The organism is Dyella sp. (assembly GCF_035508675.1).
GTDB lineage: Bacteria > Pseudomonadota > Gammaproteobacteria > Xanthomonadales > Rhodanobacteraceae > Dyella_B.
Window position 1 is genome coordinate 1 of sequence record NZ_DATJMN010000282.1, and the last position, 11,595, is coordinate 11,595.

General features: G+C 63.4%; 12 protein-coding genes, 1 tRNA gene and 2 pseudogenes. 8 read left to right on the forward strand and 7 right to left on the reverse strand.

The window, feature by feature from the left end; all coding sequences use genetic code 11:
• Positions 1-140, reverse strand: a pseudogene (locus tag VMA74_RS14745) (LacI family transcriptional regulator); the annotation flags it as partial.
• A gap of 138 nt (positions 141-278) precedes the next feature.
• On the opposite strand from VMA74_RS14745, the gene VMA74_RS14750 reads away from it, so the two are divergent.
• Positions 279-354: transfer RNA gene (locus VMA74_RS14750), tRNA-Phe, on the forward strand.
• Positions 355-603: 249 nt separating this feature from the next.
• Entirely contained in the window at positions 604-1,047 is a 444-nt protein-coding gene (locus tag VMA74_RS14755; protein ID WP_325368256.1) for a PepSY domain-containing protein, read from the forward strand.
• Between the two features lie 20 nt (positions 1,048-1,067).
• Here VMA74_RS14755 and VMA74_RS14760 read toward each other — a convergent pair whose 3' ends face one another.
• Complete coding sequence (locus tag VMA74_RS14760; RefSeq protein ID WP_325368257.1) at positions 1,068-1,793, reverse strand: cytochrome c biogenesis CcdA family protein; 726 nt, start codon at positions 1,791-1,793, stop codon at positions 1,068-1,070.
• A 161-nt stretch (positions 1,794-1,954) separates the two neighbouring features.
• On the opposite strand from VMA74_RS14760, the gene VMA74_RS14765 reads away from it, so the two are divergent.
• Both VMA74_RS14765 and VMA74_RS14770 read left to right on the forward strand, forming a co-directional pair.
• Positions 1,955-2,347, forward strand: a complete 393-nt coding sequence (locus tag VMA74_RS14765; protein WP_325368259.1) for a thioredoxin family protein — start codon at positions 1,955-1,957, stop codon at positions 2,345-2,347.
• A gap of 205 nt (positions 2,348-2,552) precedes the next feature.
• The gene (locus VMA74_RS14770) at positions 2,553-2,891 is read left to right on the forward strand and encodes a hypothetical protein (RefSeq protein ID WP_325368261.1); all 339 of its coding nucleotides are present in this window, start codon (positions 2,553-2,555) and stop codon (positions 2,889-2,891) included.
• A 22-nt stretch (positions 2,892-2,913) separates the two neighbouring features.
• Here VMA74_RS14770 and recQ read toward each other — a convergent pair whose 3' ends face one another.
• Positions 2,914-4,728 (reverse strand): DNA helicase RecQ, encoded by a 1,815-nt coding sequence (gene recQ, locus VMA74_RS14775; RefSeq protein WP_325368263.1) that lies wholly within the window; start codon positions 4,726-4,728, stop codon positions 2,914-2,916.
• Positions 4,729-4,858: 130 nt separating this feature from the next.
• A complete protein-coding gene (locus VMA74_RS14780) occupies positions 4,859-5,194 on the reverse strand; it encodes an MGMT family protein (RefSeq protein WP_325368265.1) in 336 nt (111 codons plus the stop codon).
• 86 nt (positions 5,195-5,280) lie between these two features.
• Here VMA74_RS14780 and VMA74_RS14785 point away from each other — a divergent pair, with 86 nt between their 5' ends.
• The gene (locus tag VMA74_RS14785; protein WP_325368267.1) at positions 5,281-5,685 is read left to right on the forward strand and encodes a hypothetical protein; all 405 of its coding nucleotides are present in this window, start codon (positions 5,281-5,283) and stop codon (positions 5,683-5,685) included.
• A gap of 137 nt (positions 5,686-5,822) precedes the next feature.
• Here the strand turns inward: VMA74_RS14785 and VMA74_RS14790 are convergent, their stop codons facing one another.
• Both VMA74_RS14790 and VMA74_RS14795 read right to left on the reverse strand, forming a co-directional pair.
• The gene (locus VMA74_RS14790; protein WP_325368269.1) at positions 5,823-6,944 is read right to left on the reverse strand and encodes an inorganic phosphate transporter; all 1,122 of its coding nucleotides are present in this window, start codon (positions 6,942-6,944) and stop codon (positions 5,823-5,825) included.
• A gap of 58 nt (positions 6,945-7,002) precedes the next feature.
• Positions 7,003-7,632, reverse strand: a complete 630-nt coding sequence (locus tag VMA74_RS14795; protein ID WP_325368271.1) for a pit accessory protein — start codon at positions 7,630-7,632, stop codon at positions 7,003-7,005.
• Positions 7,633-7,773: 141 nt separating this feature from the next.
• On the opposite strand from VMA74_RS14795, the gene VMA74_RS14800 reads away from it, so the two are divergent.
• A complete protein-coding gene (locus VMA74_RS14800) occupies positions 7,774-9,096 on the forward strand; it encodes a hemolysin family protein (RefSeq protein WP_325368273.1) in 1,323 nt (440 codons plus the stop codon).
• A gap of 103 nt (positions 9,097-9,199) precedes the next feature.
• Here VMA74_RS14800 and VMA74_RS14805 read toward each other — a convergent pair whose 3' ends face one another.
• Positions 9,200-9,961: an RNA methyltransferase gene (locus tag VMA74_RS14805; RefSeq protein ID WP_325368275.1), complete on the reverse strand. Its 762-nt coding sequence runs from the start codon at positions 9,959-9,961 to the stop codon at positions 9,200-9,202.
• Positions 9,962-10,102: 141 nt separating this feature from the next.
• On the opposite strand from VMA74_RS14805, the gene VMA74_RS14810 reads away from it, so the two are divergent.
• Positions 10,103-10,906 (forward strand): inositol monophosphatase family protein, encoded by an 804-nt coding sequence (locus tag VMA74_RS14810; RefSeq protein ID WP_325368277.1) that lies wholly within the window; start codon positions 10,103-10,105, stop codon positions 10,904-10,906.
• Between the two features lie 166 nt (positions 10,907-11,072).
• Positions 11,073-11,595, forward strand: a pseudogene (locus tag VMA74_RS14815) (hypothetical protein); the annotation flags it as partial.

Consider the following 11,595-nt stretch of genomic DNA (forward strand, 5'->3'; position numbering starts at 1 on the left):
GAGGTGAGCTCCTGCGAGATACCACCGAGCAAGGACAACGGATAGGGGTCCCACATGGTGCGCTCGGAAGATGGTTTCATCTCCACGATCACCGCCACCGTGTGGCTGCGCCGCAAGCGCAGGTTGCGGGCGCTGACGTTCGATCTCACCATTCTCTATCATCCTCCGTGATTTCAGCGCCCACGACGCAACCAAGGACGTGGCGTGGCCTGGGCCTCACAAAGGCCTTGACGAAACAGGTCAGCTCCGCTTTAATTATCGGCTCAATGCAATACCCTGGCCGGGTAGCTCAGTTGGTAGAGCAGGGGATTGAAAATCCCCGTGTCGGCGGTTCGATTCCGTCCCCGGCCACCATTGATTCAACGAAGAAGCCCACCTCTACGGTGGGCTTTTTTTGTTGGCGGCAATCCTGTGAGCTGCCCATTAGTTTTTTCTGAGGTTGGCCAGAAACATCCATCACCGCCACATGCCCGCTGCATGCTTGAGATCTTCTTGCTCGCAGCGCCAGCAAGCGCATGAACCATTCCTTACCCCGCTAATCTTTCTTTCACTGCAGGTTGATCGCAGCCGACCAAGACTCGTGGACACATCGGCAATGAGGGTATGTCCGTGAAAAAGATGGCTAGCTTGATGATCACCACGGCGCTTGCCATGACCCTGGACTATGCCGGCATGGCGATGGCGCAGGAACAACCACCGGCGCTGACCGAATCACAGATCGTCGCGCAGCTTGCGCAGCAGGGATATACGGACGTGCACGACGTCGACTTCAAGGATGGCGTATGGACGGCGCGCGCACGCAGCGGCGATGGCTCACGCGTGAAATTGCGCGTGGATCCGACGACCGGCGTGGCCTATCCGAACAAGCAGGTATCGCGCATCAATGAAAAGGACATTCGCGCGATCCTTTCTTCGCAGGGCTATACACACATCCATGACGTGGATTACGACCACGGTGTGTGGACCGCCAAGGCCAGGAACAACGCCGGCACGCGCGTGTCACTGCAGCTCGATGGGGATTCGGGGCGCATCATCGGTACGAATTGAGTACGGCAACGGGCATGCACTTACAGCGACGTGGTGAGATTCGTCACCCAGTCCGGCAATACGCCGATGATAGCCGCTTCCAGGCTGCGATCGGTACCCGTCACGATCAGCACGCCCACCAGCACGATCAGTACACCCAGCACTCGCCGGCCGCCCGTGCCCGCCGCCATCAACTTGCCGCGCCAGCGTGCCAGCAGGCTTTGCGCGAAGAGCGCCATCACCAGCAGCACGCTGGCGATGCCGAGCGCAAACGCGCCCATCACCAGCGCCACCTGGCCCAGATCCTTGCCTTGCGCGGCCAATACGGTCGCCGCGCCCAGTGTCGGGCCCACGCACGGGCTCCACACCAGGCCGAGCAGCACGCCGATGCCGGCCTGTCCGGCCAGGCCAAATCGTTCCAGCCGTGCCTGACGTTCACCCGCCCAATTGGAGAGCGGTCCGGCGGCGCGCTCGAACAAATGCTGCAAGGCGGGCACGATCAGCACGACACCCACGACCAGCAGCAGCACGGCGGTCCACCAGCGGATCGTCTCGGTGTTCAAGCCGATCGATGCGCCGACCGTCGCGATAATGAAACCGGTGAGCGTAAACGACGCCACCAACCCCAGCGCCAACGCCAGCGGCCCCCAGCGATGGCGCTGCGCCGCGCTGCCGAGCACGATGGGAATCAGCGGGATCACGCAGGGCGAAAGAATGGTCAAGACGCCCGCAGCGTAGGCGACGACAGGGCTGAGGCCGACGCTCATGAACCCAGCCCCGCAGCGGACGATACGAATGGAAGAACGAGCATGATTGAACTCCTTTGCACCCATGATTATTCGTCCCGCCGAGCCCAAAGGTTACGGCTGTAACCCGCGGGCTTTTCACAGCGAATAAGCACAAGAACCCACTCAAGAAGGACCTATCCATGTCTTTTCTTCGCAAGCTTTCCGCGCTTCTGCTGCTTGGCTTCGCCGTTGCCCTGCCGGCGATGGCGCAGCCCATCCAGCCCTTCAGCATGGCGGCGTTGAAAGCCGCCCAGGCTGCAGGCAAACCCGTGTTCGTCGATGCTTACGCAAGCTGGTGCCCGACCTGCCGCAAGCAGGAGCCCACCATCACGGCGATGACCAAGGACCCAGCATTCGAAAAGCTGCTGATCTTGCGCCTGGATTACGACACGCAGAATGCCGAAAAGCGCGCACTGGGTATCGTCCAGCAAAGCACGCTGATCGCCTTCGACGGCAACAAGGAAACCGGCCGCCTCGTCGGCGTGACCGATCCGGAGCAGATCAAGACGCTGGCCAAGTCGGCCTTGCATTGATCGCCTGCAAGCCATCGGCCTGCATGGCCGATGGTTTGGTGATACGTCAAGAGCGCTCACGGGTAAGCCGCGTGTGCATCCATGGATAGGTGATGTGCCAAAATCACGTACGCATCACACATCGCCATCGTAATGACGCACGGCGATAATCCTCGCGTCATCAGCGTACGCGATGCTTTCACCATCGGATTGAGAGTATGTCCCGATGGTTTCGCAGTATGTTTTTCCTTCCAGCCTGGGTTTGTTCCGCATCGTCATGCACGGGCGTCGCTGGCGTTCGTTGATCGAAGCGCGCGAAGTCGCGCGGCACGACTCGGCCGAGGCGGCGCTGGATGCCTTGCGCCAGGCTTGGCCACACGCCCGCTTGCCGCAGAGGTTGAGCGAATGGCGCTATGTCGCCGAAGCGGCTTATCTGCCGCATGCCCGGCTGGCGCGCGCCACCAACGGCATTCGGGTTACTGGCATCGATCCCTCGCAGCCGCGCGTACGTCGTTCGCGCCGAGCGCAAGGGCGGCCAAGCCGTGGCGTGACTGATCATGGATGATCGGTTACGACCAGCAATGCATTCACTCCCTCGCGTTGATCACTTCCAGAAAATCGCGCCCGTAGCGCTTGAGCTTCGCTTCACCCACACCGCTGATCGAAGCAAGTTCCTCTTCGCTCGCGGGTAGCGCACGCAGCATCGCCAGCAGCGTGGCGTCGTGAAAGATCACGTAAGCGGGCACGCCATGCTGCTTGGCCAGGCGCGAGCGCAAGGCGCGCAACGCGTCCCACATGGTTTGCTCGTAGGCTTCGATGCCCAGGCTCGCGCCGGTGACCAGTTGGCTGTCGCGACGGCGCGACGCGCGGCGCGCAGGGCGCGTTTCCTCGCGCATGTGTACGTCCCGCTTGCCAGTCAGTACGTCGCGGCTGGCCGCCGTAAGACGCAAGGTGCCGAAGCCCTCCGCATCCGTGGACAGCAAACCGGCGGCGAGCAGTTGGCGAAACACCGAACGCCACTGCTTTTCATCCATGTCGGCGCCGATGCCGAAGGTGCTGAGCTTGTCATGCCCGAGCTGGCTCATGCGCTCGTTGTCGACGCCGCGCAAAATGTCGATCACGTGGCCCGCGCCGAAACGCTGGCCGCTGCGATACACCGCCGACAGCGCCTTTTGCGCGGGCACGGTGGCGTCCCAGGTCTTCGGCGGCTGCAGGCAGTTGTCGCAGTTCCCGCAGGGACCTGGAAAGGTTTCGCCGAACGCGGTCAGCAGCAGTTCGCGCCGGCATTGGGTGGCTTCGGCGTAGCACAGCAGCAGATCCAGCTTCGAACGCTCGACGCGCTTGCGCTCGTCGCCCGATTCGGACTGGGCGATCATCTGGCTCATCGTCACCACGTCGGATAGTCCGTAGATCATCCACGCCTCGGCCGGCAGGCCGTCGCGTCCCGCGCGGCCGGTTTCCTGGTAATAGCCTTCCATGCTACGCGGTAGATCCAGGTGCGCGACGAAGCGCACGTCGGGCTTGTCGATGCCCATGCCGAAAGCGACGGTCGCCACCATCACGATGCCGTCCTCGCGCAGAAATCGCTGCTGATTCGCGGTGCGCGTCGCTGCATCCAAGCCGGCGTGATACGGCAGCGCCTCGATGCCTGCCTCGGAAAGCCAGGCCGCGGTTTCGTCCACCTTGCGGCGACTGAGACAGTAGATGATGCCGGCGTCGCCGCGGTGTCCATCGAGGAAGCCCAGCAACTGACTGCGCGGATTGTGGCGTTGCGTGACCGCATAGCGAATGTTCGGACGATCGAAACTGGAAACGAACTGGCGCGCATCCTGCAATACCAGGCGCTCGACGATTTCCTCGCGCGTACGCGGATCGGCCGTCGCGGTGAGCGCGATGCGCGGCACCTGCGGGTAACGCTGGTGCAGGATCATCAACTCGCGGTATTCGGGGCGGAAATCGTGCCCCCATTGCGACACGCAATGGGCTTCGTCGATGGCGAACAGCGCCACTTCGCTGCGATCGAGCAGGTCGAGAAAGCGTGCGGTGATCAATCGTTCCGGCGCCACATACAGCAGATTCAGCTCGCCGGCCGACAGCTTGCGCTCCACCTCACGCTGTTCCTGGGCGTCGAGGCTGGAGTTGAGATAGGCCGCCGCGACGCCTGCTTCGCGCAGCGCGTCCACCTGATCGTGCATCAAGGCAATCAGCGGCGACACCACGATGCCGGTGCCTTGGCGCAGCAGCGCGGGAATCTGATAGCACAGCGACTTGCCGCCGCCGGTCGGCATCAGCACCAGCGCATCGCCGCCTTCGGCGACGTGCTCGACGATGGCTTGCTGATGGCCGCGGAAGTGGGCGTAACCAAAAATGCTTTGAAGGATATGAAGGGGCGTGGCAGACATGCTTGTTCTTTTTCCCGCTTGTCCGTCATCGATCAAAGACGGGAGAGGGCCGGAGTAGTGGACAACCTAGCGAATAAGCTTATTTCCTTCGCACAGCGCATTCGAGCGATGATTTGCGTAAGCGATTGCCTCACGGCAAGCCCCATAACTCCCGATCCACGTCGGCATCCAACCCGAAGCGCGACAGCGGCACGCGGCCGTTTTTCACCTCGACACCTTCCGCACGCAGCAACCGGCACTGCTCGCGAAAACCACGGCTGCCAGGCGGCATGGCGATCTGGCCGCTGGAGCGCAGCACGCGAAACCACGGCAGCTTCATGCCATCGGGAACCTCGCCCAGCAAGCGCCCGACCAACCGGGCACGGCCCGGCAGCCCGGCGCGGGCGGCGATGGCGCCATAGCTGGCAACGCGGCCTGGCGGAATGGCGGCAATGGCTTCGAAGACTTTCAAGTATTCCGGCTTCATGGCGGGGTGCACTTTACGCGGATTTGATCCGCCTGTGCCCGACTCGTGGCAGAGTAGAGCGCGCCGTCTCCTGCCGGGATCATCGTATGCATCACTTCGAAGCCGTGCGCTCGCTGATCGGCAGCCTGCATACCTTGCAGCGAAACGATCCCTACGTGATCAGCTTCGACCTGACCTTGCCGCACGGCCGGCATCAAGGCATCTACCTGGCCGAACTGGAAGACGAAGGCGGCCGCCGCTACCTGCGCATCTCCACCCCGATCGGCCCGCTGACCGGCGCCGACCCCAAGCGCTGCCTGCGCTTCAACTGGGAGCAGCGCGTGGGCTTTCTGGCCGTGGCCGACCTGGGCGGCTCGCCATACCTGCATCTATGCGAGAACCGCCCGTACGAACTGGTGAACGGGCAGGAGTTGATGCGCTTGATCAGCGAGCTGGGTGCGCTGGGCGATCAGCTGGAGCAGCTGATCGTGGAAAGCGGCGATAGCTTCTAGTCGCAGAACGTTACCCCGGCGTCGTCATTCCCGCGAAAGCGGGAATCCATGTTTGGGATGCATCAGAGCAAATGGATTCCCGCTTTCGCTGGAATGACGACCATACATGGGCTGGGATGCAATCCCAGCAATCCACCCTACAGCTGCCGCGCCACGTAAATAAGGCCGTAGGCAATCAGCGCCGTCACCGGCAAGGTAAGAATCCACGCCCACACCATGCGCTCCACCACCGACCAGCGGATCGCATTGAAGCGCTTGGCCGAACCCACGCCCATGATCGACGACGACACCACGTGGGTGGTCGACACCGGCAGGCCGAATGCCGACGCACTCAGGATCACCAGCGCCGAACTGCCCTCGGCGGCAAAACCGTTGATGGGGTGCAGCTTCACCATCTTGTGGCCGAGCGTCTTGATGATGCGCCAGCCGCCGCCCGCGGTGCCGCCGGCCATGGTCAACGCGCACAGCGCCGCCACCCAGTGCGGCACGACAAAGCCGCCGGCCGCGGATTCGTGAATGCGCAGGAACGACAGCCACCCCGGCAGATGATCGAACCGCCCCGCCGCCGTCGCGCTGGCCAGCGCCAGGGCGATGATGCCCATGCTCTTCTGCGCATCGTTCATGCCGTGCGCCAGGCCCATCGCACTGGCCGACAGAATCTGCACCTTGCCGAACAGGCTGTTCACGAACGGCGTGCGGCCCAGCGCGCGCAATGGCCCCTTGCGCGAGGCAAGCCACGCCAGCAAGGCATACAGCCCGCCCATCAGCAGAAAACCCAGCACAAAGCCCATCACCGGCGACACCACCATCGGCATCACCACTTTGGGCAATACACCCTTGCCTTCCCACCAGTGGGCGCCATCCTGCGCCCAGATCACCGCGCTGAAACGGCCGCCGGCTTCGGCGATGGCGGCCCCCACCAGGGCGCCGACCAGTGCATGGCTGGAACTGGACGGCAGACCCAGCCACCAGGTGATCAGGTTCCACACGATAGCCGCCAGCAACGCGCAGATCAGCAGCTCCGGGCCCGCATGCACCACGCCGGTATTGACGATGCCGGCCGCGATCGTGGCCGCCACCGCGGTGCCCCACATCGCACCAATCATGTTGGTGACCGCGGCCAGCAGCACCGCCTGCCCCGGCGACAGCACCTTGGTGGCGACCACGGTGGCGATCGAGTTGGCGGTGTCGTGGAAGCCGTTGATATACGTAAAGACGAGCGCGATCAGCACGACCGCGATGACCAGGCCCAGACTCATGCGCGCGCTCCCGTCAGTGCGCGCCGTGCGTGACATGCAGCGTGCAAGGCGTACCCCTTCAGGAGTTCTTCAATACGATGGAATAGACGATGTTGCCCACGTCGCGGCAGCGGTCGATGGCCTTTTCGATCAGCTCGAACAGATCCTTGGCCAGCATGGCGCGCATCGCGTCGTCGCTTTCCAGGTAGAGCGTGCGATAAGGCGCCAGCAGCATGCGGTCGCCCTCCGACTCCAGCGTCTGCATGCGGTCCTGCAATTTCTTCACCGGGTCGATGCGCAGGCCGCGGCGCAACTGGCCGATCAGCTCTACCACCACGTCGGTCGAGCGGGTCAGCACCAGGGTGCGCTGGCCAAAATCCACCCCTTGCAGGCGGCTGGTGACGATCGCGTAGCGTTCGGCGAACTTCTCTACGCTTTTGGGGATTTTATACAGCGCGCTATTGAGCGCCTCGATGTCCTCGCGGTCCAACGCAGTGACGAAGGTATTGATCAGCTCTTCGCTGATCTGGGTGGCGAGCGCCTTCTCCCGCTTGCGGGCGGCGGCGAAGGCGGCCATGACCGGCGTGTGGTCCGCCATGGAGACTAGCTCGTGCAAGGCCTTGGCGCTTTCGCGGGCGGCTTCGGCGCTTTGTTCCAACAAGCCATAGAACTTGTCGCCTTTGCCGAAAATCGTCTGGAGTGAAAACATGGGGGATCTGCGCAGGAAAGGGGCAAATATTTCGCGAATGTTACAGGAGCCCCCTGCCGCGCCGCACCACCCGGGGCTATCCCGGGAGATGGCCGCGTGCCTTACACTGGCCGGCATGCCCGTACCCGATGCCCTGTCGCGATGCTGACCACACTCGCGCTCGTCCTCCTCCTCGCCCTTTGCAACGGTTTCTTCGCGCTGTCGGAAATGGCGCTGGTGGCCTCCCGCAAAAGCCGTCTGAAGCAGATGGCCCGTACCAGCCGCCGCGCCCAGGTCGCCCTGCGGCATGCCGAAGCGCCGGAGCATTTTCTGTCCACCGTGCAGGTGGGTATCACCCTGGTGATGCTGATCACCGGCTCAGTGGCCGGCGATGCCGTCGGTGCGCACCTGGCGGAAATATTGCGTGACAGCAGCATCGCCTGGCTGGTGCCCTATACGCGGGTGATCGGCGTAGTGCTGGGCTTCGCCGTGATCTCCTTCATCCAGATCGTGATCGGCGAACTGGTGCCCAAACGCCTGGCCCTGTCTGCGCCCGAAAAAGTATCCAGCATTGTCGGCATGCCGATGCTGGTGCTGTCGCGCGCGACCGCTCCCTTCGTGTGGGCGCTCAACCGCTCCAGCAGCCTGCTGCTGAAACTGCTGCGCGTGAAGGATCGCGGCGACAGCGCCGCCACCGAGGAAGAAATCCGCCTGCTGGTGGCCGAAAGCACTGAACAAGGCGTGCTCGATGCCGACGAGCAGGCCATGGTCAACCGCGTGCTGCGCCTGGGCGACCGCACCGTGGACAGCGTGATGACGCCGCGCATGCGCATCGCCTGGCTCGACATGAACGCGCCGCTGGAAGAGAACCTGGAAGTGCTGCGGGACACCTCCTATTCGCGCTATCCGGTGTATCGCGGAGACGAAAGCGACATCGTCGGCGTGATGGAAGTGAAGAACCTGCTTGGCGGCATCGCCACCGGCAAGCTGGAATTGTTCCGCGTGCTGGCCAAGCCGCTCTACGTGCCCGGCACCGCCCGCGCGCTCGACCTGCTGGAGGAATTCCGCGACGCCGAAACGCCGATGGCGCTGGTGGTGGATGAATACGGCGACATCGACGGCGTAGTGACCCTCAACGACCTGCTCGCCGCCGTGGTCGGCGCCAGCCAGCTCGGCCATGGCGGCGGCGAAGAACACGCACCGATCGTGCAGCGCGAAGACGGCAGCTGGCTGATCGACGGCGCACTTTCCACCGATGACCTACGTGAACTGCTGCATCTGGATCACCTGCCCGGCGAAGACGAGCACGACTTCCGCACCGCCGCCGGCATGGTGATGGCAGCGCTGGGCCATATTCCGCAGACGGGCGAAGTGTTCGCGTGGCGCGGCATTCGTTTCGAAGTGGTGGACCTGGATGGCGCGCGTATCGACAAGCTGCTGGTGACCCCGGCACCGCAGATCCAGCTTGCCGACGACGCGCAGTAAGGCGCGCGTAGGTTGGGGTGAGCGCAAGCGAACCCCAACGTTGCCATGCAGAGAACGCCGCGTTGTGGTTCGCTTGCGCTCACCCCAAGCTACGGCCAGCCCTCTAGTTTTTCTCGTTGGCCAGCCGCGCCATCCGCTGCGCGTCCGCCAGGATCCCATGCAGCATGCGCAGCTCGCGCTCGTCCATCTGGGCACGCAAGAACAGCTTGCGTAGCCGCAGCATGATCATGGTCGGCGCGCGCCCCTTGTGGAAATCGATATCGTCCAGCGTCCGCAACAGATGCTCGAAGAAGCGCTCCATCTGCGCCGCGTCGGCCGGGGGTTCGTCGTGCAGCGGCGGCGGCGCCGGCACCTTCTCGCCGAGCAGCGCCAGGCGCGTTTCGTAAGCCATCACCTGCACCGCCTGCGCCAGATTCAGCGAGCTGAAATCGTCCACGCTGGGAATGCGCACCATCGCATGGCAGCGTGCCAGCTCCTCGTTCTCCAGCCCGGTGCGTTCGTTGCCGAACACCAGCGCCACCTGCTCGCCACGCGCGGCCGCAGCCAGCGCCTGTGCGGCCGCTTCGCGCGGCGTGAGTTCCGGCAGGTTCACCCCGCGACGCCGCGCGGACAGGCCCAGCGAGAAACTCGCCCCGGCCAAGGCATCCACCAGGCCGGCGTGCACGCGCGCGCCTTCCAGCACGTCGTCCGCGCCGGCCGCCATGGCCGACACCTCCCGATCGGGAAAACGATGCGGCGAGACCAGCTCCAGGCGGGTGAAGCCCATGGTCCGCATGGCCCGTGCCGCGCTGCCGATATTGCCCGGGTGGGAGGTGCGGACGAGGACAAAGCGGAAACGGCTGGGGAGGTCGGCGATAGCATTCATGCGACAAACATCAGGCATTCAGGAGGGTGGCAAGCATAGTCGAGGCACCAGGAGCCTGTCGGCAGGCGATCACTCGCCCCTCCCCGTGGACGCTCTGTTATGATTGCCGATCGCTACCCGTTCTTTTGCCAAGCCAAAGCCATGACCAGACCCGCCGTCAACGTCGCGGTACGCGCCGCGCGCTCCGCTGGTAACGTGATCCTGCGTTACATGAACCGCATCGACGGCCTCAACGTCGTTGAGAAGCAGCGCATGGACTTTGCGTCCGAGGTCGACCGCCTGGCCGAGGCAGAGATCGTCAAGGAACTGCGCCGCGCCTACCCCAGCCACGCCATCCTGGCCGAAGAAGGCGGCGCGATCGGCAAGAGCCCGCTAGTGTGGGTGATCGATCCGCTGGACGGCACCCACAACTACCTGCGCGGCATCCCCCACTTCAGCGTTTCCATCGCCATGCTCGACAAGGGCGAGCCGGTGTATGCCGTGGTGTTCGATCCGCTGCGCGATGAACTGTTCACCGCCAGCAAGGGCGATGGCGCCTATCTCAACGACCGCCGCATGCGCGTCAGCAAGCGCGAAAACCTGGGCGGCGCCATGATCGGCACCGGCTTCCCCTATCGCCAGCGGGCGCACCTGGATTCGCAACTGGCAATGACCCGCGCCCTGCTCGGCCAGGCCGAAGACATCCGCCGTTCCGGCTCCGCAGCCCTCGATCTGGCCTACACCGCCGCCGGCCGCTACGACGGCTTCTTCGAGATCGGCCTGAAACCGTGGGACATGGCCGCAGGCGTACTGCTGGTGCGCGAAGCCGGCGGCCAGTACTGCGATTTTGCGGGGCGTGAAGGCATCCCCGAAAGCGGCAATATCATCGCCGGCAATCATCACATCGTGAAAGCGATGATCGAAACCATCGGTGCGAACGCGACACCGGCGCTGCTGCGAGCCTGATCGTCACGATCGTTCCCAGGCGGTAACGCTTCTACGGCGTACTTCGTCGCAAGTTCAAAACACCATGGCCGTGGGCTTCGCCCGCGAGCGAGACACATGCTCGCCTTTCGGCAACTGAAAAGCGGCCAATCCCCTGCAACTATCATCAGCCTTCCCTGATAGGGCGATGCATCATATCCGTCTTATGTTTGCGCACTGGGTGATCGGTTGTACGCGGACGGAATCAATGAACGGAAGACCATGGCAAGAAGGCGCCGCGCCTTGCACGGCTTTGTTGGAGCGCAAAGGAAAGCTGCTCAAGCTGAGTAATCATTGGTTGATTCATCCAGTCATCGCGGCGGGGTACGCACTGATTTATCTGATCGTGGTGGGGTTATTTTCCAATGCCCCTTGGCCATTCACTGCCGGGCTGCGCATTGCCTGCCTTTTGTTAGTGCCTTATCGCTACTGGCCCGCGTTGATAGCTGGCGAAATGGTGCCGCTCGCTTATCGCAATTTGGCGCATGCAGGCGACTTCGGACCGACGTGGACCGTACTTGCATCCATACCGCCGCTGGTAATCGCCATGCCGCTGGCCTGGTGGTTTCGAGAACGAGGCGAACTTTTCCCTACCCGCAATCTGGTTGACGTCAAAAAGCTTTTTTATTGCACGCTTTCATTGTCAGCATTGTGGGCAGCAACAAGCTACG

Excerpts from the sequence above, each read along its gene's own strand:
- VMA74_RS14790 (WP_325368269.1), bottom strand. The coding sequence starts at position 6,944 with ATGAGTCTGGGCCTGGTCATCGCGGTCGTGCTGATCGCGCTCGTCTTT.
- VMA74_RS14800 (WP_325368273.1), top strand. The coding sequence starts at position 7,774 with ATGCTGACCACACTCGCGCTCGTCCTCCTCCTCGCCCTTTGCAACGGT.
- VMA74_RS14765 (WP_325368259.1), top strand. The coding sequence starts at position 1,955 with ATGTCTTTTCTTCGCAAGCTTTCCGCGCTTCTGCTGCTTGGCTTCGCC.
- VMA74_RS14795 (WP_325368271.1), bottom strand. The coding sequence starts at position 7,632 with ATGTTTTCACTCCAGACGATTTTCGGCAAAGGCGACAAGTTCTATGGC.
- VMA74_RS14785 (WP_325368267.1), top strand. The coding sequence starts at position 5,281 with ATGCATCACTTCGAAGCCGTGCGCTCGCTGATCGGCAGCCTGCATACC.
- recQ (WP_325368263.1), bottom strand. The coding sequence starts at position 4,728 with ATGTCTGCCACGCCCCTTCATATCCTTCAAAGCATTTTTGGTTACGCC.
- VMA74_RS14760 (WP_325368257.1), bottom strand. The coding sequence starts at position 1,793 with ATGAGCGTCGGCCTCAGCCCTGTCGTCGCCTACGCTGCGGGCGTCTTG.
- VMA74_RS14805 (WP_325368275.1), bottom strand. The coding sequence starts at position 9,961 with ATGAATGCTATCGCCGACCTCCCCAGCCGTTTCCGCTTTGTCCTCGTC.
- VMA74_RS14780 (WP_325368265.1), bottom strand. The coding sequence starts at position 5,194 with ATGAAGCCGGAATACTTGAAAGTCTTCGAAGCCATTGCCGCCATTCCG.
- VMA74_RS14810 (WP_325368277.1), top strand. The coding sequence starts at position 10,103 with ATGACCAGACCCGCCGTCAACGTCGCGGTACGCGCCGCGCGCTCCGCT.
- VMA74_RS14755 (WP_325368256.1), top strand. The coding sequence starts at position 604 with ATGTCCGTGAAAAAGATGGCTAGCTTGATGATCACCACGGCGCTTGCC.
- VMA74_RS14770 (WP_325368261.1), top strand. The coding sequence starts at position 2,553 with ATGGTTTCGCAGTATGTTTTTCCTTCCAGCCTGGGTTTGTTCCGCATC.